At 42.1% G+C, this 20,615-nt stretch carries 21 protein-coding genes; 6 read left to right on the forward strand and 15 right to left on the reverse strand.

Features of this window, described 5'->3' with window-relative positions; genetic code table 11:
• Positions 1-21: 21 nt before the first annotated feature.
• The 3 genes from A7985_RS14220 (at position 22) to galU (ending at position 2,013) form a co-directional block, all read left to right on the forward strand.
• Positions 22-363, forward strand: coding sequence for a DUF3718 domain-containing protein (locus A7985_RS14220; protein ID WP_370671167.1), 342 nt, complete (start codon positions 22-24; stop codon positions 361-363).
• A 270-nt stretch (positions 364-633) separates the two neighbouring features.
• Positions 634-990, forward strand: a complete 357-nt coding sequence (hpf, locus tag A7985_RS14225) for a ribosome hibernation-promoting factor, HPF/YfiA family (protein WP_063356691.1) — start codon at positions 634-636, stop codon at positions 988-990.
• A 147-nt stretch (positions 991-1,137) separates the two neighbouring features.
• Entirely contained in the window at positions 1,138-2,013 is an 876-nt protein-coding gene (gene galU / locus A7985_RS14230; RefSeq protein ID WP_065791135.1) for a UTP--glucose-1-phosphate uridylyltransferase GalU, read from the forward strand.
• 72 nt (positions 2,014-2,085) lie between these two features.
• Here galU and A7985_RS14235 read toward each other — a convergent pair whose 3' ends face one another.
• Entirely contained in the window at positions 2,086-2,763 is a 678-nt protein-coding gene (locus tag A7985_RS14235; RefSeq protein ID WP_065791136.1) for a hypothetical protein, read from the reverse strand.
• 119 nt (positions 2,764-2,882) lie between these two features.
• Positions 2,883-3,158, reverse strand: coding sequence for a ribbon-helix-helix domain-containing protein (locus A7985_RS14240; RefSeq protein ID WP_065791137.1), 276 nt, complete (start codon positions 3,156-3,158; stop codon positions 2,883-2,885).
• 25 nt (positions 3,159-3,183) lie between these two features.
• Between A7985_RS14240 and A7985_RS14245 the strand changes: the two genes are divergently transcribed.
• Positions 3,184-3,570: a VOC family protein gene (locus A7985_RS14245; RefSeq protein ID WP_256096776.1), complete on the forward strand. Its 387-nt coding sequence runs from the start codon at positions 3,184-3,186 to the stop codon at positions 3,568-3,570.
• Positions 3,571-3,582: 12 nt separating this feature from the next.
• Here A7985_RS14245 and recG read toward each other — a convergent pair whose 3' ends face one another.
• The 3 genes from recG to asnC form a co-directional block, all read right to left on the reverse strand.
• Positions 3,583-5,667 (reverse strand): ATP-dependent DNA helicase RecG, encoded by a 2,085-nt coding sequence (recG, locus tag A7985_RS14250; protein ID WP_065791139.1) that lies wholly within the window; start codon positions 5,665-5,667, stop codon positions 3,583-3,585.
• Between the two features lie 8 nt (positions 5,668-5,675).
• Positions 5,676-6,371 carry a tRNA (guanosine(18)-2'-O)-methyltransferase TrmH gene (gene trmH / locus A7985_RS14255; protein WP_065791140.1) on the reverse strand — a complete coding sequence of 232 codons (696 nt, stop codon included), beginning with the start codon at positions 6,369-6,371 and terminating at the stop codon, positions 5,676-5,678.
• 92 nt (positions 6,372-6,463) lie between these two features.
• The gene (gene asnC / locus A7985_RS14260) at positions 6,464-6,922 is read right to left on the reverse strand and encodes a transcriptional regulator AsnC (protein ID WP_065791141.1); all 459 of its coding nucleotides are present in this window, start codon (positions 6,920-6,922) and stop codon (positions 6,464-6,466) included.
• A 176-nt stretch (positions 6,923-7,098) separates the two neighbouring features.
• Between asnC and asnA the strand changes: the two genes are divergently transcribed.
• Positions 7,099-8,094, forward strand: a complete 996-nt coding sequence (asnA, locus tag A7985_RS14265; RefSeq protein WP_065791142.1) for an aspartate--ammonia ligase — start codon at positions 7,099-7,101, stop codon at positions 8,092-8,094.
• A gap of 23 nt (positions 8,095-8,117) precedes the next feature.
• On the opposite strand, the gene A7985_RS14270 is transcribed toward asnA, so the two are convergent.
• The 10 genes from A7985_RS14270 to A7985_RS14305 all read right to left on the reverse strand — a co-directional run bounded on the left by A7985_RS14270 (position 8,118) and on the right by A7985_RS14305 (position 18,181).
• On the reverse strand, positions 8,118-9,728 hold the full coding sequence (locus tag A7985_RS14270; protein ID WP_065791143.1) for a DUF342 domain-containing protein: 1,611 nt from the start codon (positions 9,726-9,728) through the stop codon (positions 8,118-8,120).
• 379 nt (positions 9,729-10,107) lie between these two features.
• Complete coding sequence (locus A7985_RS14275) at positions 10,108-10,500, reverse strand: RidA family protein (RefSeq protein ID WP_065791144.1); 393 nt, start codon at positions 10,498-10,500, stop codon at positions 10,108-10,110.
• 11 nt (positions 10,501-10,511) lie between these two features.
• Entirely contained in the window at positions 10,512-12,614 is a 2,103-nt protein-coding gene (gene spoT / locus A7985_RS14280; RefSeq protein WP_065791145.1) for a bifunctional GTP diphosphokinase/guanosine-3',5'-bis pyrophosphate 3'-pyrophosphohydrolase, read from the reverse strand.
• 182 nt (positions 12,615-12,796) lie between these two features.
• A complete protein-coding gene (rpoZ, locus tag A7985_RS14285; RefSeq protein WP_039611918.1) occupies positions 12,797-13,072 on the reverse strand; it encodes a DNA-directed RNA polymerase subunit omega in 276 nt (91 codons plus the stop codon).
• Between the two features lie 133 nt (positions 13,073-13,205).
• Positions 13,206-13,826, reverse strand: a complete 621-nt coding sequence (gene gmk, locus A7985_RS14290) for a guanylate kinase (RefSeq protein ID WP_065791146.1) — start codon at positions 13,824-13,826, stop codon at positions 13,206-13,208.
• A 100-nt stretch (positions 13,827-13,926) separates the two neighbouring features.
• On the reverse strand, positions 13,927-15,939 hold the full coding sequence (locus A7985_RS14295; protein WP_065791147.1) for a methyl-accepting chemotaxis protein: 2,013 nt from the start codon (positions 15,937-15,939) through the stop codon (positions 13,927-13,929).
• 554 nt (positions 15,940-16,493) lie between these two features.
• Positions 16,494-16,628: a hypothetical protein gene (locus A7985_RS26940; protein ID WP_256096771.1), complete on the reverse strand. Its 135-nt coding sequence runs from the start codon at positions 16,626-16,628 to the stop codon at positions 16,494-16,496.
• 205 nt (positions 16,629-16,833) lie between these two features.
• Entirely contained in the window at positions 16,834-16,968 is a 135-nt protein-coding gene (locus tag A7985_RS26945) for a hypothetical protein (protein WP_256096772.1), read from the reverse strand.
• A gap of 53 nt (positions 16,969-17,021) precedes the next feature.
• Entirely contained in the window at positions 17,022-17,171 is a 150-nt protein-coding gene (locus A7985_RS26530) for a hypothetical protein (RefSeq protein ID WP_176716752.1), read from the reverse strand.
• 722 nt (positions 17,172-17,893) lie between these two features.
• Positions 17,894-18,181, reverse strand: a complete 288-nt coding sequence (locus tag A7985_RS14305; protein WP_065791149.1) for a helix-turn-helix transcriptional regulator — start codon at positions 18,179-18,181, stop codon at positions 17,894-17,896.
• Between the two features lie 488 nt (positions 18,182-18,669).
• Between A7985_RS14305 and A7985_RS14315 the strand changes: the two genes are divergently transcribed.
• Positions 18,670-20,424 carry a hypothetical protein gene (locus A7985_RS14315; RefSeq protein ID WP_065791151.1) on the forward strand — a complete coding sequence of 585 codons (1,755 nt, stop codon included), beginning with the start codon at positions 18,670-18,672 and terminating at the stop codon, positions 20,422-20,424.
• Positions 20,425-20,615: the final 191 nt, after the last annotated feature.

Raw genomic sequence — 20,615 nt, forward strand, 5'->3', positions numbered from 1 at the left:
CCTGTTTTGTTAAGTGTTAGTATGGGATTAGGCGCGTTTTCTTTAAGTTTTGAAACTAAAGCAAACGATCAGCTTGCAGTAACTTTATGTGAGTACATCGCTGTAGATGACAAAGGGCGTGTTCGTAAAGCGCTTAAGAGCTCACGTGTTAAGATTCGTAATGTTTTTGATGCGATTGAATGTAACGGAAACAACATGCTACGCCACGCAATTGCAAGTAATGCAGTTGAGACGGGCAAGCTGATTGTTAAAGGCCTTCCTAAAAGTGCACTGGCTGATGGCGCAGACATCGCTTGGGCTGAAAGTAACGGCCACGGTGGTTCACCTTTAATTGCAGAGATTAAAAAGCGCGCAGGTTTATAAAACTTGGCACTTATTGAAAAGCTCCCTTGAGGAGCTTTTTTACATTCTGGACCATGGAATTTAATTTTTGAACGTGTGAAATAGGGTGGAATAAGGATTTCTTCATTCGGTTGTGAAAAGCAGCAAAATAGTTAAACCAGACATAAGGTTTAAATCTGACTTAAATCAACTTTATAACAGCGTAATGACATTTTTCTTAATTTACCCCTTGAGAATTGGGTTAGTTGCTCCAATACTTATCTATAGGGTAAATAAAAAAAGGAAGATCCTATGAAGATTAATCTTTCTGGTCACCACGTTGACATGACGGATGCAGTAAAACAACATGTGCATGAAAAGTTCGCTAAGATTGCTAATCACTTTCCATCATTGTTATCACTAGATATTATCATCAGCAAAGAGCATAAAAAGTTTTATACGGAAATTAGTACAAATTATGCGGGTTCAAGAATTTCGGTAAAAGGTGACGATGATGTCATGTACCCCGCAATCGCAAGCGCTGCGAAAAAATTAGATGCATCACTAAAACACAGAAAAGGCCAGTTAAAGGCCAACAAACACGAAAAGCCAGTCAGTACCACACCGCCAATCGCGCATGAAATAATTCAAGAAATGAATTTAAATTAATCTAAAAAGGGGTCTACAATGACCCCTTTATTATTAGTTGTGTACATCCTAACGCGCAGGTTTAGTTATATATTTAAATACGGTCACTTGTAAGTTAAAATCGCGCATTAGATTTTCAAAACTATCAAAATTTTACAGCGAACATATATGAAAGCAGTGATACCTGTTGCGGGTTTAGGAACTCGTATGTTGCCAGCTACGAAGGCAATACCAAAAGAAATGCTACCAATAGTAGATAAACCGCTCATTCAGTACATAGTTAAAGAATGTGTATCAGCGGGCCTAAAAGAAATTGTGCTTGTAACCCACTCTTCAAAAAATGCAATTGAAAACCACTTTGACACGAGCTTTGAGTTAGAAGCAACATTAGAAAAGCGGGTAAAAAGAACTCTGCTAGATGAGATCAGAGGTATTTGCCCTGAAGATGTGACGATTATGCATGTTCGACAAGGTGAAGCCAAAGGCTTAGGCCATGCTGTATTGTGCGCCAAACCGATTGTAGGCGATGATGACTTTGTTGTGGTACTGCCTGATGTGATCCTTGATGAATACAGCGCTGATCAGTCTTCTGAAAACTTAGCTGCGATGGTGAAAAGGTTCCAAGAGCATGGCAGCAGTCAGATTATGCTAGAACCTGTACCAAACGAAGATGTCAGTAAGTATGGCATCGCGGATATCAATGGTGTGGAGCTTGCCCCAGGTCAAAGTACACCAATTAAGTCGATGGTAGAAAAGCCAAAGCAGTCAGAAGCCCCTTCAAACCTTGCCGTTGTAGGGCGTTACGTGCTTTCCAGAAAAATATGGGCGCTACTCAAGAAAACCCCTATAGGTGCAGGTGGGGAGATACAGCTCACGGACGCCATTGATATGTTGATGGAAAACGAAACGGTAGAAGCTTTTCATATGAGTGGTGTCGCGCATGATTGCGGCGATAAGATGGGGTATTTGAAAGCCATCGTACAGTACGCAATGAAAGATGCAACGCTCGGCGCTGAGTTTACCGATTACGTTAAGTCATTATAATAATCGCTTGACTGGGCTGTTGTAATATCACAGCAGCCTAATCTTACTTAGGCCATAAATCTAATATCAAGGCTAATGGCGCTCAAGAAACCGTTGCCAACTTATCTTTGTGTTGACTACGCGTACAGGGTTGACTATTTTTTGTAACACTTCAGAGGCTGGCTTATTAACGGCTTGGCCGTCTTCTTTTAAACCGAGTAAGTAACTCATCGTAGAGCGTTGGCCAGCTTGAATGGCGGAAATATAAATTTGCTGCTCAAAGTTAAGCCTTAAGCTGCTAATGGCGGTTTTTAGTCCTTGCTGATCGATATTTGGTAGGCCACAGCGTTGTAAATATCCCAAACGTTTTCCTTCCCCTGAAAACCAAATTCTGACTTTTTCACTATATCTCCCCGTTTTAGCCGGGAGATCATAAAGAAGTCGTTCATGCCCAAGTTGTTTAACATGCTGAATATAGTCTTCTAACCCTGCATGCCAAAGCGCAGGGTGAATTGGCACGAAACGAGGCTGGATCTTACCATGGGTTGTAAAACGGAAGGTGTGAATTGAGTCGATTTTTTCGATGTCACACAGCGTTAGATTACCCAGTTCATCACTATATGCGCCGGTGTAATATGCCAGTAACGGCAGCCAAAAATGCCAATGCTTAGGTTGCTCTCGTTTTAGTTTCTCATCGCCGTATATGAAGCCATTGAATAAACTGTATAGCTCCATATGGGTGAAGGCGCGTCTACCAAACTGAGATTTCATGGACAAGTGCTATAACTTTCAAAGAATTAATAGGTTAGTTTATAAGTTTTAAAGAGATTGATAAAGCCTTGTTATCATAATTTATTATCAGTTCTATGTAGTATCTTGTTACTACCACTTCAGCTTTTTGACTCTGTAGAATTGAGCAAATAGGTAAGGCAAGATATTCGCAGCAGTGAAGCCAAATTATCAACTTCGCCATGGCGCTCAATTGACTCTTGATAAAGAGTTGAAATAAATTTCGGAACCGTTAAGTTTTCTTGAGCTGCTATTTGTTCGAGCACTTGCCAAATTTGATTCTCAAGCGCCAGACTGGTTACGACCCCCTGTATTCGAATCGACTTCTTACTGACTTGATACAGCTGTGGGTTTTGTGAGGCGTATATTTCACACATAAAATTGGAGGCTCCTGTGGCAAAAATGCTTCACTCAATGATCCGAGTGTCAAACTTAGATAGTTCATTACAATTCTACCATGACTTATTTGATTTAGAGGTGAAGAGGCAAATAGAATTTGAGCAGTTTTCGCTGACGTATTTGGGTAATCATGCATGTGATTTTGAACTTGAATTGACGTACAACTATGCTCAGCAGGCACCGTATGAGCTTGGTAATGGTTATGGGCATCTAGCATTGGGCGTCGATGACCTAGCCATGGTTTGGGAAAAAGCCAGCAAGCTTGGATATGCTCCTATGGATATCAAAGCGCTTTATAATCAAGCGCAGCTGGTTGCTAAATTCTTTTTTATTCGAGACCCTGATGGTTATCACATCGAGGTTATTGAACGAAACGCGACCTTTGGCTAAAGAGTTGTTTGGCTAGGCCATTGCAAATTCACTGCGATTTCCCATCCACCTTAGAATAAGCGGGTCGACACAATTCGTATGATGGCGGAGTAAATCAAATGCAAGCCCTCTAATGCTGGGTAGCATATGCTTATCTCTTGTTAGATCGGCAATTTTTAGGTCGACTAAACCTGTTTGCTTTGTCCCGAGTACTTCACCTGGGCCACGAATTTCGAGGTCTTTTTCTGCAATGACAAAGCCATCATTACTGTCTCTCAGCACCCCTAAACGTTTTTGCGCTGTGTTGGATAGAGGCGCATGGTAAAGTAATAGGCAGTGTGATGCGATGTCACCTCGGCCGACTCGGCCACGTAATTGGTGCAATTGTGCCAAGCCAAGTCGTTCTGGGTTTTCAATAATAATCAAACTGGCGTTTGGGACGTCAACACCAACTTCAATCACGGTGGTTGCGACGAGTACATGATAAAGGCCAGCTTTAAAGTCTGCCATAATCTGTTGCTTTTCTTGCGCTTTCATCCTGCCGTGAACCAAAGCAACTTTGAGATCGGGTAGCTGTTTAGATAATTGTTCTGCCGTATCTTCAGCTGCCTGACATTGCAGTACCTCAGACTCATCGATTAATGTACAGACCCAGTAAACTTGTCGTTGTTGCTCTGTGCACGCATTTTCGACACGTTGTATCACTTGGTCGCGTCGAGTGTCAGGCACAGCGACGGTCATAATCGGTGTTCTCCCTGGTGGAAGTTCATCTATGACAGAGGTTTCTAAGTCGGCATAAGCCGTCATTGCCAAGGTACGTGGTATCGGTGTTGCTGTCATAACCAGTTGGTGTGGATAACACTCACCAAACTTACCTTTTTCTCTAAGGGATAAACGCTGATGGACACCAAAGCGATGTTGTTCATCAATAATAATGAGCGCTAAGTTTGAAAAAGCCACTTGCTCTTGAAATAAAGCATGCGTACCAACAACCATTTGAGCTTGGCCCGTCGCGATTTTTTCAAGTGTTTGAGTACGTTCTTTTCCTTTGGTTTTCCCGCCTAACCAACATGTTTCTATACCTAATGGTGTAAACCACGCCTTAAAGTTGAGCGCGTGTTGCTCTGAGAGGATCTCGGTTGGTGCCATTAAAGCAACTTGATATCCTTTGGCAATGGCGGTTAATGCGCTCAGAGCTGCGACTAAGGTTTTACCTGAGCCGACATCACCTTGCACTAATCGCAGCATGGGTTCTGGTTTTTGTAGATCTTGTTTTATTTCACTCACTACACGACTTTGCGCATTGGTCGGTTTAAAAGCCAGCTGAGCTAGAAATTGTGGTTCCAGTAAATTGGTTGGTGGCAGAGAAACCGCTTTTACCGCTTGGCTTTTTTGCCTAAGTTTTAGCAAGCTTAAGTTTTGTGCCAACAGCTCTTCGAATGCGAGTCTCTGCTGTGCTGGATGTTGCCCAGTCTCTAGCTGCGTTAAGTTCACATCTTGTGGTGGGCTATGCAGCAGCAGCAAGGCGTCTTTTAGGTTGAGCTGATTGGGCCTGTATTGTGGCGGAAGGTGGTCTTCAATATCATACTTTCTAAGTAATTCAACAGCTTGCTCTGCTATGGCGCGTATGCTGAGCTGCTTGAGCCCCTCCGTAGTCGGATACACTGGTGTGAGCGAGTCGCTGGCTGAGCAACTATCCTCTAATGAGTCCATTATATGGTACTCCGGATGTGCCATTTCGGGCCCAATACGGCCGCGACGAACTTCGCCAAAGCAGCGCATAAACTTGCCCGGTTGCATGGCATTTTTTTGTGCTGCAGAAAAGTTGAAAAAGCGCAGGGTTAAGCGTCCTGTCCCATCGTTAATTTGGCACACCAGCATTCGGCGCTTACCAAATGTAATATTCGCTTGTTCAATCTCACCTTGCGCAGAAACATGCATATGAGGCATCAAAGTGGCTATTGAGTATGTTTTAGCCCTGTCTTCGTACCGTAAGGGAAGGTGAAACAGCATATCTTGAACGCTTGAGATACCTAATTTAGCAAGTCGCTCAGCTGCTTTGGGGCCAACGCCTTTAAGATCGGTAATTGCATACTGTGCTAAATTAGGACTAGACATAGTTTTCCTTAAGCTTTACTAAATTTGAGCGTGTTCCAAAACGCCTCATCTGCAACAATTTCGCCGTCATCATCTAATTGTGGGTAAGGTAGTCCTTTTTCGTTACAGCGGTTAGCGATGATAGGGTGGCAGCCTTCGAAAAGCAGCTTATGCTTCACTTGAGGGTCAATCATATCTTTTCTTTCATACATACCTGCAGCATCTCTTTGTCTTTGCGCCTCATATAAAATCAACGCTGCCGCCACAGAAACATTTAATGATTGCACCATGCCAGCCATAGGAATAACAATATGTTGGTCAGCATGTTGGAGCGCTCTATCTGAAATACCTAGCCTTTCTTGCCCTACAATGACAGCTGTAGGTTTAGTGTAATCGATCTCTCTAAAGTCAACCGCACTTTCACTCAAGTTAGTGGCCAATAATTGAATGCCCGGATTTTGCTCTCGGATAGTAGCAACAGCTTGATCAATATCATCGTGCATTTGCGTATCGACCCAGTTCTTACTGCCACCTGAGGTATTATTTGTTAAGCGTCTTTGGTCTTGTGGCCATACAGCATGGACATAATGGCAGCCAACAGCGTCAGCAGTACGGACGATTGCTGATAGGTTATGGTGCTTATGTACCTCATCAAGACATACGGTTAAATCTGTCTGACGTTGTTCTAGAATGCGTTTGACGCGTTGAAAGCGATTCTCTTTCATCAAGTACTGCTCATAAATACAAAATTGGCGGCATTATATCAAATTTATTACTGTATAAGTACACACCCTTTTGATGCTTCTAATTGGGCCTACTAAGGCGTAACTTCACGCATTATTGGCGCTTGTAATGAAATTAACGTTTCCGTGGATTGAATCGCTTCGATCGATTGAATTTTATTGACGAGCACATCGTGTAAGTGGTCCATAGAGCTACTGAGTACCTTGATAAAAATACTATAGTTACCAGTTGTGTAATATGCTTCGACGACTTCATCAAAGCTTTCTAACTGCGCAATCGTATTTTGATAGTCTCTTGCATGTTTGAGGTTAATGCCGATAAAGCAGCAAACGTCATAACCTAGTTTTTTGGCATTGATGCATACTTTTGTGCCTTCAATAATGCCAGCCTGTTTCATTTTTTCGACTCGGACATGAATGGTTCCTGCACTCACCTTGAAGCGTTTGGCCAACTCGGCATAAGGCGTTCTTGCATCTTCCATTAAAGCATGAAGGATAGATTTATCGAGATTATCGATTTGATAATTTTCCATGTGATATTGGGCTGCTAATTATTGATTCACTAAATATATCGGTATTTTATTGATGATTAAAGTTATCTTTCAAAGTTTATGTTTTTGAATGTTGAATTTTATTCTAAATTTGTTGACGATGGATATATCAGCATTGGATGCACATAATCATCAACAGTTTAGAATGAGGTTTAAAAATGAAATCAGATTACTTGGTAACACAGCAACAAATAGCACGTGTAAAAAGCGCATTTTCAGCGCAGTTAACGGAGCGCCTTGGCCTAATTGAAGTACAGGCACCCATCTTGGCGAAAGTGGGTGACGGTATACAAGATAACCTAAGTGGCACCGAGCAAGCTGTTTCAGTCAAAGTGAAAACATTACCTGAAAGTGAGTTTGAGGTCGTGCATTCATTGGCAAAATGGAAGCGCAAAACCCTCGGTGATTATGGCTTTTCAATTGGTGAAGGTCTGTATACCCACATGAAAGCGCTACGTCCAGATGAAGATCGCCTTTCACCTATTCATTCTGTATTCGTTGACCAGTGGGACTGGGAAAAAGTGATTTGCGGTGACACACAACGAAGCTTAGAGACGTTAAAAGAAACGGTCAGCACGCTCTATCAATGCATCAAGGCTACAGAGCAAACAATTACAGATGAGTTTGGCTTAGCGTCTTTTTTACCTGAGAAAATTACGTTTGTTCATTCGGAAGAATTACGCAGCATGTATCCAGATTTCACAGCCAAGCAACGAGAAAAAGCAATCGCACAAGAATATGGCGCGGTGTTCTTAATCGGCATCGGCGGTGAATTAGGGGACGGCAAAATTCATGATGTTCGTGCACCTGACTATGATGACTGGTCAACACCAACTTGCGATAAATACCAAGGACTTAACGGAGATATTATTGTTTGGAACCCGATACTTGAAGACGCATTCGAAATTTCATCTATGGGTATTCGAGTATGCCCTAAATCTTTAGCGCACCAATTAGAGTTGAGTGACGCCCAAGAGCGCACAGAGTTTGATTGGCACCAAGCGCTACTTGCTGGTGAGTTACCACAGACCATTGGTGGTGGGATAGGGCAGTCTAGACTCGTTATGTTACTGCTGCAAAAAGCGCATATAGCCCAAGTGCAGGTAGGTGTTTGGCCTGACCAACTTAAGCAATCAGTTGAGGGTGTTTTATAAACTATTAGGGGGCTTTGTGCCCCTTAAGTTTTAAATTCTATTTCGATTTTTCCTTCTTGAAGTTTGGCAGTACAAGGCGGGTAGCTTCGATTAGTTCGATAGGTTTTGTCAAAAATATGCAATTCAACACCAGAGTGCAATGCATTCGTTGCTTGAAGCTGGGTGCCTTCAAGGAGTTCATGCAGGGTGTGATCCAATTCACTGAGTTTATTTTCCAGTGCTTCGGCTTGTTGGCTATAGTGTGTTTGTGTTGCACTTATCTTAGCCATGAGCATCTTTTTCTTTTCAGCATCCTTTAATTGGTCCGCTTTTTCTACCGCCTTTTGCAAGTTGTCAATTTGCTCGTCTGTTTCACCCAGCTCTCTAATACATTGATCGGTTTTGTTCGTGATCTCAATGCCAGAAGTTGCTAAATAAACAGACATGGTTGCACCGGAAGGGCTGCCTATTTCCCCCGCCGTAACCGATTGCGCATCGAAGATGGTACCGCCAATGAGTTTTCCTCTCGGATTGTCTTCAAGCCCTACGAGGACTTTGCGCAATGCCTTAATATCACAGTGGTTAGCCTGCTTTTGAATGTATACATTACGCCCTTCTAAGTAGGTATACTGACCATGCACAATATTGATATCGCCTTTGGCTACCAGTTTACTTGTGAGGCTTTGGTCATTGTCGCTGTGATCTAAGTGGCCAATAACGCCGCCGCGTACCTCAATATTACCATCGCTAAAAATTTCCCCAGAATCGACAGTGCCCATGATAGTTACGTCTCCGGACGCTTTAACCTTCATTCCCGGTTCAACATTATGCGTCACAATAACGCTGCCACTGAAGTCGATATGGCCGCTTTTAACGTTGACATCATTGATGGTAAATATATCGTCGACGCGCATGCCATTGGCAATGTCTGAAGGGCAACCTGCAATGGTCGCGATTAATTCTAGCGGATTGGATTGGGAGATTTCAGTTCCTTCACCAGCAACTAATTGAAATGTTTCTCCGGGCACGGGTTCTATTGTTTCGCCCGTGACCGTAAAGCCCTCTTTCCCCGGCGTGGCTGGTCTTTGTGTAATGAGCAAAGTACCTGGAGATACGCTCGACAAAGCACCAAAGTCACGCATATCGACTGTGCCATCTTCTCTCAGTTTGGGTTGTTTCAGGCGTTCTTTTAAGGTCAGGACATGAGAGATAAGTTTTGCGGGTAAGCCATTTTCAGGTGGGCGGCCTTGGGCAATGATGCCAGAATACTCAGAGCCCGGTTGAGCATCAAATTGCTTAGATAAAACTTTTTCTAAATAGGCCTGTTTGTAACCACGACACACACCGGCTTTTACAATAATTTTTTTTGCTTGATCGAGGCTTATCAGGCTACCACCTTTTGCAGTTATGAGCTTAGCCGAGGCCTGCATTTTATCGTCTGAGATAGAGACTATTAGCTCAGCGTCTTTTTGTTTGGCTACGAGAAGTTGTTGTTCAGAAACATCACTTTGAAAATATGCTGCGATAGAATCGTGATCTACCTCACAGTCAGCGTAAGGAGAGCACTCTAATGCCTCGACTATAAAAGCTTGGCTAGGTGGTGTTGCTGTTGCAACATCCATTAAAACTTGGCCATTTTTAGTGACTTTAAACACAGGCTTTTCCTTATCGACCGAGCGGCCTTTGCAAAAGGCTCGCAAAAAATCTAACTCTTGTAAGCTTGCAACCGTATTGCCTTTCTTAAACCCTCAAATAAAAGGGGCATTATTCGTAAGACAGGCTTGAGCCAGATAAATTCCATCACCACTCTAATCAGCGGTTTTGTCTGTTTAAAATTAATTAGTGCCAATGCGCTGGTTTATCTTATGACTCACTTCCAGCTTGCTTAATTAATATTATGTAGTCAAGTGGTTAAGATCAAAGTTCAAAGTGCAAATAAAACATTTTTTATAGATAGGTGACGGAGTGTTTGAATTGATTGGACATAAAAAAGCCCGCGTATTGCGGGCTTATTATTGAGTTTACTAAAAGTGCCTAATTAGTAGAAGGCAGCTCCATGATGCCGTCTATTTCTATTTGGACATTTTTAGGTAACTCCTTCACACCGATTGCAGCTCTTGCTGGGTACGGCGTTTTGAAATACTGACTCATAATTTCATTCACCGTTGCAAAGTGGCTCAGATCAGTCAAAAATATATTTACCTTGACCATGTCTTGTAACTCTCCACCTGCCGCTTTGCATACTGCTGAGAGGTTCTTAAACACTTGATGCGTTTGCTCTGCGAAATCTTCAGAAATGACTTCCATTGTTTTTGGAACCAGTGGAATTTGTCCAGACAAATATACGGCTGTGCCCACTTTAATCGCTTGATTATATGTCCCAATGGCTGCTGGCGCTTCGTCAGTAGATATGATTGCTTTGGTCATAATACGTTCCTTTAGCGTTTGCGATAAACGCGTTGTACATCTGGCATTACTCGGATTTTTCGCATGATATTTGCAACGTGGATCCTATCTTTTACAGTAACACCTAGATCAATAATATATAAATTGCTTTCTTTTTCTTCGGTTGCAATCTCAACGATATTTGCCTGCGCGCTGGCGACAACATTCGTCAGTTTGGCTAGCGCACCTTGGTGGTTGATAATTTCAACACGTAAAGCGGCAATATATTCTTTTTCAGGGTTATCTTCCCATTTTACCACACAGTATTTGGCGCGTTCGTTTTCCCAGCCTTTGATATTGCGACACTCTTGTCTATGTACCATTAGGCCTTTACCTTGGCTAACATAGGCTGCGATGGCATCGCCAGGTACGGGTCGACAGCACTTCGCATAGGTGACCAGCATACCTTCAGTACCGATAATGGCCGCTTTTGCTTGTTTAGCAAAGCTCTCTATCCCATCGTCGGCTTGAAGTAACCTTTTTGCAATCAACACACTCATGATATTGCCATTACCGATTTCTACAAGCAGTTCAAGTAAGGTGTTTAGGTTATGCTCTTCAAGTACGCGCTCTATTTGTTCGGTAGGGATGTCATCGAGTTTTTGCTCTCCAAGAGCTGAATCTAGAAGGCGTCTGCCCAATTGAATTGACTCTTCTTGGTGCTGGCTCTTCAAGTAGTTGCGTACTCCTAATCTCGCCTTACCGGTGACAATAAAGTTTAACCAAGTGGCGTTAGGGTGTGCTCCCGAGCTGGTAATAATCTCAACTGTTTGCCCGGTATCGAGCTCTTTACTGAGAGGATACGGCTTGCGATTAACGCGTGCCCCGACACACGTATTACCGACATCGGTGTGCACGGCGTAAGCAAAGTCTACCGCAGTTGCGCCCATGGGAAGCTCAATAATACGGCCATCAGGCGTGAACACGTATATTTCTTCAGGGAAGAGTTCTGTTTTTACGTTTTCTACGAATTCAAACGAAGACCCTGCACTTTGCTGCAGTTCCAGCAAGCTCTGCATCCATTGGCGAGCACGCTGCTGAGCAGTATGACCGGCGCTGTCTCCAGACTTTTTATACATCCAGTGTGCGGCAACCCCTTTGTCCGCCATATGATCCATATCGTGAGTACGAATTTGAATTTCTACGGGAATACCGTGAGGCCCAACAAGGGAGGTATGCAGTGATTGATAGCCATTGGTTTTAGGTACGGCGATGTAATCTTTAAAGCGTGTCTCGATAGGCTTATACAAGTTATGGGCAACACCGAGTACGCGATAACAGGTATCTATGTCATCGACATTGATTCTGAACGCATAAATATCCATCACTTCATTAAACAACAGCTCTTTATTAAGCATCTTGCGATAAATACTATACAGATGTTTCTCTCGGCCTTTTACAGAGGCTGAAATACCGGCTTCTTCTAACCTTGATTCAATTTCGGTTTGAATGTTACTGATAACTTCTTTTCTATTACCACGCGCTTTGGCGACTTCTGATTTCAAAGCGCGATGACGCATTGGGTATAACGCTTGGAAACCTAAATCTTCAAGCTCATTTTTTATGTCGTGAATACCCAACCTATTCGCAATTGGTGCGAATATTTCAAGAGTTTCTCTGGCAATTCTTCTGCGTTTTTCAGGTCTTAAAAAGCCTAATGTACGCATATTGTGGGTTCTATCAGCAAGCTTGATCAAGATAACGCGGATATCCTGCGTCATTGCCATGATCATTTTACGATAGTTCTCGGCTTGAAATTCTTTTTTGTCTTTAAAGTCGAGTTTGTCTAATTTACTGACGCCCGCAACAAGTTCAGCGACGGTTTCACCAAATATTTCAGCTAAGTCTGCCTGACTAAAGTCTGTGTCTTCAATAACATCGTGCATTAATGCCGCCATCAATGTTTCATGGTCTAGCTTCATGCTGGCAAGTATTTGCGTGACTTCTACTGGGTGGGTGATATACGGTTCACCACTTGAGCGAGTTTGTCCCTCATGCGCTTCACGAGCGACAACATAGGCTTTTTGCACCAGTTCAACGTCTTCTGGTGATAAGTACTCTGAGATTTTTTTCTTGAGGCCTTCAAATAGATACATTCACACTCCAATGTTCCAGTGAAGTTAATAGATAGTTATTATTGAATATACGATGAATTGGCTCGGAAGCCAACGCAAAGGCATACAGCTTTTGCAATATAATGAAAAAAAACGCCAGCAAAAGCTGGCGTTCATTCAAACTTTACTAAGACTTGGCATATATAGCCGTCTAAAAGTTTATTTTAGCGGTTACCACCAACGATGGCTGCTACTGCTGCTAGCTCAGCTGCCTCTTGGTTTTGTTGCTCTTCACGGTCGATCATATCCAAAGAGTCTGTTGTTACTAGACCTTCTTCAATTTCACGTAGCGCGATAACAGTTGGCTTGTCATTTTCGGCTTCAACCATAGGGTCTTTACCACCAACAGAAATCTGACGAGCGCGACGCGCTGCAACAAGGATTAAATCGAAACGGTTACCAATTTTATCTACTGCATCTTCTACAGTTACGCGAGCCATCGAAGCACTCCAAAAAATTATACATTTAGCAAAGGGCTAGTTTACTGTAAAGTGCCCGCTTCGCCAAGTGAATGGTTAAAATTTATCGAAAGCAATTGCCATGGGGCGATTGCTTAAGTGTAATAATCAACTCTTAAGCTAACAGCTGTGCTATCAGATCTTGGTGTCGAGTTTGTTGTGCTTTGGTCTGTAATCTCGCAGCAATAACAATGTGTTCTAACTCCGCTAGCGCGACATTGAAGTCATCATTGACAATCACATAGTCAAATTCATCATAGTGGCTGCTTTCTGACTTCGCTTCTGCCATACGACCCGCGATGACTTCTTGAGAGTCTTGGCCACGGTTATTAAGGCGTTTTTCTAGTTCGGCTTGAGAAGGCGGCAAAATAAAGACCGTTTTAACTTCTGGCATGAGATCTCTAACTTGTCTCGCACCTTGCCAGTCAATGTCCAAAAACACATCGATACCATTGTTTAACTGATCTTCAATCGCTTGTTTTGATGTGCCATAGTAGTTTTCAAATACTTGCGCCCATTCAAAGAAGTCACCCTTGTCAATTAAGGCTTTAAACTCATCAACGTTAACAAAGTGGTAGTGCTCACCGTTGTTCTCACCTGGGCGAGGCGCGCGTGTAGTGTGAGAAACAGAAACTTTTATGTTTGCTTGTTTTTCCAATAAAGCTTTGATTAAGCTTGATTTACCAGCACCGGATGGCGCAGATAAGATAAACAGATTACCACGTGTCATTGTCATAGTGAGACCTTTGTGTACTCAAAAGGAGATAAAATAGAGCCCGTTACTGCTCGTAAAAAAGCCCTATTTTAAATCTTTGAGCCCAGAGTTACCAGCGCAGTTATCCGCGTAACCTAAATCGACTGACTAAAGCGGCCAGTTCTTCAGCTTGCTTATTGAGCTCTTGAGCCGAGTGTGCAGCAACTTGGGTATCTTGTAAGGAGCTCTGGCTGGACTGTTCTATTTGCGAAATATCTCGCGCCATTTCACTGGCTACCACGGACTGCTCTTCAGTTGCAGTTGCAATAGATTGGATCATCGCGGCGATTTCACTGGCCCCTGTGACAATGCCTTCAAGCTGAGTCCCTGCATCTTCGGCCATAGTCACACTGTGGTTTACCTGTGAAACGCTGTTTTCCATTGATTTTACTGCATGCTCAGTTTGAGACTGAATTGATTGCACCGTACTGACAACCTCTTCAGTTGCTTTCGATGTACGCTCTGCCAATGTTCTAACTTCATCTGCAACAACGGCAAAACCTCTACCTTGTTCTCCCGCACGAGCTGCTTCGATGGCGGCGTTCAGTGCCAGTAGGTTGGTCTGCTCTGCAATACTGCCAATTACACCGATCACATTACCAATTTGGCTACTTAACTCGCCTAAATGGGTCACATTTTCTGATGTATCTTGAACTTCATTTGAGGCAGATTTAATTTTATCTACCGTTGACGTTACTGTGGAGCCACCCTCTGATGCGAGATTACGTGCGCCTTCGGCATGGCTTGCTGCAACCTGACTTTGTGAAGCAACCTCAGATACCGTTGCACTCATCTCTTCTATCGCCGTTGCGACTTGTGTCGATTGATCTGCCGAGGCTTGGCTGCGAGAGGCTATCTGGTTGTTTGTATCTGCTATTTCGTTGCTTGATGTTTTGACATCATTGACCACATTACTGATGGCTTGTAGTAAATTATTCAGGGAGTTGGACATTTTATTGGTTGCCTCGGCGAGGCTATCAATTTCATCTTTGCCTTGGTGCTGAATGAGAGGTTTAGAAATATCGCCCTCGCTGATCCCTTCGGCAATAATAAGTACCTCACTTAAGCGCGTGACAATCGAGCGGCTGATCACATAAGCCACGGCAATGGCAATAACAGCTGCAATCAGGGTGATCATAATGATGATCACAAGTGTGGTATTGAGCCCTTCTACTAAGTGGTCTAGCGCATTGGTGGCATCGACCTTTTCTTCTTCACTTGAGACACTCAAAATGTCAGACAGTTCGACCATTTGTTTGGACGTTAAATCTCTGAGTTTTTGTTGTGCTTTTATGTAGGCGGTTGAGTCATAAGTTCTAAAAACGTCTTTCGCTTCGCTTTGAATCTCGGCGAACATCTCTTCAATACGTGCGATGTCGCGCAGCTCATTTGGCTTTTGCTCTAATGGCTTCAATAAATTCAAGTAATTTCGAAAGCTTTGTGCATCATCATTAAAATCGGCTTCAGCGGCAGGCGCACCCGTAGTATGAGAAATAATGGCTGCTATCATATCCCCAGCTTCATCCACGAGTTCAAGGTAATAGCGCACACCCGGCAAGTCATCATTCAGTGACTCTTGCAAGTCTGAAGACTTCATTGCGTCATTGAACTCTTGTTCTTTCAGCGAGTCGAGCAAGCCTTCCAACTCTTCACCAGTGCCTTTGTCTAACTTATCAACTCGCTCTTTGACTTGTGCGTAGGCTCTTGGGTCATACTTGGCAAAAATTTCGTTGTTTACATCACGGTGAAATTTTTCTGCAAGCGCCATGATGCGCGCCATTTTCTCGCGATCTGATTGCTTTGCAGACTCGTACCCGTATAACTCTTTTTGTGTGGTTTTAAAGCGCTCGAATAGTTGGTTAAACTGACCTGCTTTACTCACATCTCCATTAAGGTATTCAAGTGCGGTATTGTTGAGTTGATATTCGAGGTGTAAGAGTCGGTTATAGAGGATCATACCCGGCAAATCATCACCTTTAACCTCAAATGCGCGCGCAGTTTCAGTGGAGACCTTAAACCAGACGACAGTGCTTGAAAACACCATCAATGCGATAAGGCAACCAAAGGCCAAATATAGCTTTTTGCTCAAGTTCATATTGTTACCCAAGAAAGTTGTTTACTCCAATTCCCTGGAATATCAAATTTGCCTACCCAAATTATTATTTAAGGTTAAGAAAATTGCGAATTTGGGAATTAATTTCTCAATTGATTGTTCCGTATTCAGTTATGAAGTGATTCATAATTATCTATTCAAGGGACACAGCTGATTTATAATTGGCATAGAGAGCGGGACTATTGCTTGTTTTTGAGGCGACGGGCAATACTTTTAGTCACTAAAGTGAGAAAACAAATAGCCTAAATTACAGCGCTCAGATGCATGTGCTAAGCCTTTTAAAATTAAGCGCTATAGACACGAATACTCTTTTGCAGGTTAAGGCTCATATCATTAGAAAAAACTAAACCAGTGCACGGGCTCTTGGAAGGTGAGGGCTATTGGTTAAAAATATTACCTTAAGACTCATTGTAGATTTACTAACGAAAGCGGCCTTTATAAAGCCTGTTATCAGTGTCTGGAAGATTAATATGTAAATTTTCATAAGAGTAAGCATTAAAACACGCGCTTACTCTTAAAGTCTGGCTGTTAGTTCTTTAATGCTTCGCCGGTGTATCAATCAGTTCGTAGCCAACTTGAGCGGATGCTTGAGATCTTTCTGGTAGCTTAGGAGAGCTTCCATTTGCTCCCCCTTTAATATGAATTAACAGGTCTGTTTTCAGTGATTTCATAATTCAATTCCCTCTAAATTTGCATATGTTTAATTATTCAGGACTTCTTTGATAAGACATGCGTTTTTAGGTAGTTCGGGAGAGCGAGCATTACCACCCTTAACCTCTTCCCAGTACTTTTGAGGTAAAACTTTCATTTTTTTACATCCATTTATTAAAATTTTCATTGATTCGCAGAAACTTTTTAGTCAAACCAATAGTGAAGTCAATCACGCGGTTTTACGAATAAGCTTGGTATAATACTGGACTGCGATATTGCTTGGCTTCTTTTTGGCAAATCTGGTGAACTTGCATATCCACCAACAATAAATTTAATCATTTGTTTATTCAGTGTTTTCATAATTCAATTCCTTCGATTAAGTTAGTAATACATGAGCTAAAAACTCACTGTAATTACACATAATTGCTTCCTTCCTTTATTGAATTGGGAGTTTTTTGTGCTTTATTTGGTTGCCAGTTTGCCATAGATCTATCTGGTAACTCTGGAGCGTTTGCACTTCCACCAACAATGAATTTAATCATTTTTTTATTCAGTATTTTCATAATTCAATTCCTTCGATTAAGTTAGTAATACATGAGCTAAAAGCTCACTGTAATTACATTTAGTTGTTTCCTTTCTTTATTAAATTGGGATTCCTTTGTACTTTATTTGGTTGCAGGCTTGCCATAGATCTATGTGGCAAATCTGGTGAACTACCATTCAATCCACCACAAATTGCTTTTAATTTACTCGTATTCAGTATTTTCAAAATTCAGCTCCTTCGACTTTGCTGTACTAGCATAAGTTAAAAAGCACCCACAAAGAATAAACTGGATTAATAGAATTAAATTGTCTCTTAAATGAAGCTTAATAAAGGCGTTATCAATCAAATAGTATTTGTATGCCAATACCTCAAGCCAAGTAACGACATTTAAGATAATTGACAATGCAACTACAATCGCAATAGTGCACTCTTGTGTGGAGAGCGTTTGTCTTTGGTAGACGTGCAGATAAAACTCTACAGCCGTCTTCCTATGTAGCAGTAATGCTAAGTTCCTACGATAAAATATTGGTATAAAAAAGGCAAGGTTCACTAATGCTTCAAAAATGTAGTAATGGGTATTCCATTGTATAGCAAAATGCATCGTTAATAAGTTAATCGTAACAACTGCTGAATAAGAGAGTAAAAACCATCTAGCTGTTGCTGTCGTCCAACTAAATATCAAACTGATAAATACAACCAATGGAAATATATGGTCAAAAATTGAATGAATATCGTACATCACTATTGCTCTCTTTCCTGCTGCTTTTGTGTTGAATCAGTTGAGACCGAAGACTTAAAATCAAACACACTGCTTAAATCCTTGCCAAATATTAGAAATAGCTCAAACAACTGAGTAAAGGTCATATCCGTTTTACCGGATTCATAATTACTGATGGTTGCCTGATCGACACCGAGCTTTCTGCCCAGCTGTTCCTGAGTCCACTTTTTTTCTCTGCGCAACTGTCGCATAGAGCGCTGCACATAAACGCGAAAGTTCTCTGTTTTGATCCTTCTAGTGCTACCTAACACACCTGTTACCTCTTCCTTAATCCGTCAGCGTAACATATCAATAGATACTATTTTCATCAACTAATTTTTAACAAAAACCCTTTAAAATTAGCATTTTATAAAAGTATTAATAAAAATATGCGTAAGCTTCAATACTTATTATTAGGTAGCGCGGTTTTTGGCTTTTACTTGTTAATAAGAAAGAAGGAGAAGAGCATTGAGGGGGTAATCTTGGTGTCCAAAAACGCTTTAGTGGTCTTAGCTCGATTCTACATATTTGAAGGTACAGAGGTTGGTGGCTTTATATTGCCAAGCCAAAAGGTACGCCTAAAACAGACAGGCAGTAAATTGCTATTACTTTAACTCTAAGGTCCGCGTCCCTATTTATATTGGGCATAACACCGTAATCTTTAGGAATGTAGTGGTCGTAATATCATGTAATACCAAGCCTCCCGGGATTCTTCTAACCTGCCATTACTCAATGAACGGTAAACATGAGGAATAAACCGATGAAGGATGTATTTTTTGGACTAGCAGAACAATACGACACAGGCAGTATTCCCAACGTAGCAATCAATGCTTCAGGTCAAGTACTTGAGGTACATAAGAACGAAGAGGGCTTTAAACTTTACTATCGCTTTGGCAACTTGAATAAAGCGACTGTAAACTGGGAGGCAAGTCACCATTACGATGACGGCAATACGCCTGCCGTTGCAATTAACAACCGCGGTGTTGCAGTAGAAGTTCATAAAAATCAAGCAGGCTCTTCGCTGTATTATCATGTGGGGGATGTATCCTCAAACGGTGTAAGCTGGCATAGTTCCCACAAATACGATAGTGGCATTGAACCCAATGTTGCGGTTAATGACGATGGCATTGTTGTAGAAGTTCATAAAACGCAAAGCCCTTTTAGTAATGGCCTTTACTATCATGTGGGACAGGTTAACGGTAGCAAAGTTGATTGGCATTCTAGCCACGAATACGATTCAGGTTCTGTGCCTCAGGTCGCTCTGAATAATAATGGTTATGTGGTTGAGGTACATCAGTCACAAAGCAAATCAAAAGTCTGGTATCACGTTGGTCGCGTAAATGGCAGCAAAATTGATTTTGGAAGCAGTCATGAATTCGGCTCAGGGACAGCGCCAAGCGTAGCATTGACCGACGATGAAACAGTGATTGCTGTGTGGAGTCAAGGCGGAACACTGTATCAGCGCAAAGGCCAAATTAGTGGAACTCAAATTGATTGGCAAAGTGATGCTGTTGAATTTGATGATGGTCAACGCCCTTCTGTTGGCATTGCCAATAACACAGCAGTACAAGTGCACCCTTCAGAAACAATTTTATATGGATTGTGGTATTCCACGTCCATACTTACAAACCGAGCATCATGGATGCAAGATCGATTAGGCGAGCTGGGTAACAAAACCATATCAGAATTAGCGCTACCAGCTTCGCACGATTCCGGTATGTATAAAGGTGGATTGGCTGTATTTGGCAAAACGCAAGACTTATCAATTAAAGGCCAATTAGAAGCAGGGGTTAGGTACTTCGATTTGCGCCCTAAATGGACAGGGAGTAAGTTTGTTATTTATCATGGCCCAATTACCGGACCAGATTTATCAGAAGTGCTTTCCGACATTCGCGCCTACTGTGAGCAAGGTCATAAAGAGTTGGCCATCCTCAAGTTTTCTCACTTTGATGGCATCAATAGCGATAATTACCCAGCATTTCGTCAACAAGTTGAAGATGCAATTGGTGCGTGGATGGTTAAAACTAAACCTGAAGGTAAGCGTTTGGCTGAAGGCACGCTAAATGACTACGTTAAAGACGGCACAGCCATGATGGTCACCATTGGTAATGATTTATCGATTAATCAGCCACAGCAAGGCTTTTGGGTTTACAAAGATTGGGACTCTAGCTCTGTTGCTAAAGCCGATCTCACCGTATTTGATGAGTACTCTGATACCATTAGTTTTAGTACGATGAAGCAAGATCAGTTCAAGAAGTTTGAAGAATTTACTGGTCAATGCAAAAAAGATCCAAGCGTCCCTTGTGACCTATTTTTGCTCTCATGGACACTCACCCCACCAACCGCGGTATGGCCGGTTTCCAAAGAAGCTAATCGGGCATTAGGAAGTGCCATGGTCGAGCTACCCGTAAAAAACCAATACGGAAAGATAGTAAACCTGCTTTATGTGGATTACGTGGAGTATGCTCGAGCTACTGATGTGGCAATCGCTCAAAACAACACAAATCAGCTTTAAAGTTGTTTTTTAGGTAACAGGAAGAACGTAAAAGGCTCATGTCTTTTGCTTCTTCCCATTTTACGGGCCCAGTAACGCGCACTTAGGTTGAGCTCGATCTTAAATACTTGGTTATTAATTACTACCGGAAGTTTTGCTTGGTTGTTCTTCATCAATTTGGGCGAGTTTATTGACGAGTTAGTTTAGTAATT

It is taken from the genome of Pseudoalteromonas luteoviolacea, assembly GCF_001696455.1.
GTDB classification, from domain to species: domain Bacteria; phylum Pseudomonadota; class Gammaproteobacteria; order Enterobacterales; family Alteromonadaceae; genus Pseudoalteromonas; species Pseudoalteromonas luteoviolacea_C.

What these genes read in the sequence shown, in the direction of transcription:
- A7985_RS14220 (WP_370671167.1), top strand. Translation starts at nt 22, where the DNA reads ATGGGATTAGGCGCGTTTTCTTTAAGTTTTGAAACTAAAGCAAACGAT.
- hpf (WP_063356691.1), top strand. Translation starts at nt 634, where the DNA reads ATGAAGATTAATCTTTCTGGTCACCACGTTGACATGACGGATGCAGTA.
- galU (WP_065791135.1), top strand. Translation starts at nt 1,138, where the DNA reads ATGAAAGCAGTGATACCTGTTGCGGGTTTAGGAACTCGTATGTTGCCA.
- A7985_RS14235 (WP_065791136.1), bottom strand. Translation starts at nt 2,763, where the DNA reads ATGAAATCTCAGTTTGGTAGACGCGCCTTCACCCATATGGAGCTATAC.
- A7985_RS14240 (WP_065791137.1), bottom strand. Translation starts at nt 3,158, where the DNA reads ATGTGTGAAATATACGCCTCACAAAACCCACAGCTGTATCAAGTCAGT.
- A7985_RS14245 (WP_256096776.1), top strand. Translation starts at nt 3,184, where the DNA reads ATGCTTCACTCAATGATCCGAGTGTCAAACTTAGATAGTTCATTACAA.
- recG (WP_065791139.1), bottom strand. Translation starts at nt 5,667, where the DNA reads ATGTCTAGTCCTAATTTAGCACAGTATGCAATTACCGATCTTAAAGGC.
- trmH (WP_065791140.1), bottom strand. Translation starts at nt 6,371, where the DNA reads ATGAAAGAGAATCGCTTTCAACGCGTCAAACGCATTCTAGAACAACGT.
- asnC (WP_065791141.1), bottom strand. Translation starts at nt 6,922, where the DNA reads ATGGAAAATTATCAAATCGATAATCTCGATAAATCTATCCTTCATGCT.
- asnA (WP_065791142.1), top strand. Translation starts at nt 7,099, where the DNA reads ATGAAATCAGATTACTTGGTAACACAGCAACAAATAGCACGTGTAAAA.
- A7985_RS14275 (WP_065791144.1), bottom strand. Translation starts at nt 10,500, where the DNA reads ATGACCAAAGCAATCATATCTACTGACGAAGCGCCAGCAGCCATTGGG.
- spoT (WP_065791145.1), bottom strand. Translation starts at nt 12,614, where the DNA reads ATGTATCTATTTGAAGGCCTCAAGAAAAAAATCTCAGAGTACTTATCA.
- rpoZ (WP_039611918.1), bottom strand. Translation starts at nt 13,072, where the DNA reads ATGGCTCGCGTAACTGTAGAAGATGCAGTAGATAAAATTGGTAACCGT.
- gmk (WP_065791146.1), bottom strand. Translation starts at nt 13,826, where the DNA reads ATGACAATGACACGTGGTAATCTGTTTATCTTATCTGCGCCATCCGGT.
- A7985_RS14295 (WP_065791147.1), bottom strand. Translation starts at nt 15,939, where the DNA reads ATGAACTTGAGCAAAAAGCTATATTTGGCCTTTGGTTGCCTTATCGCA.
- A7985_RS26940 (WP_256096771.1), bottom strand. Translation starts at nt 16,628, where the DNA reads ATGAAATCACTGAAAACAGACCTGTTAATTCATATTAAAGGGGGAGCA.
- A7985_RS26945 (WP_256096772.1), bottom strand. Translation starts at nt 16,968, where the DNA reads ATGAAAACACTGAATAAACAAATGATTAAATTTATTGTTGGTGGATAT.
- A7985_RS26530 (WP_176716752.1), bottom strand. Translation starts at nt 17,171, where the DNA reads ATGAAAATACTGAATAAAAAAATGATTAAATTCATTGTTGGTGGAAGT.
- A7985_RS14315 (WP_065791151.1), top strand. Translation starts at nt 18,670, where the DNA reads ATGAAGGATGTATTTTTTGGACTAGCAGAACAATACGACACAGGCAGT.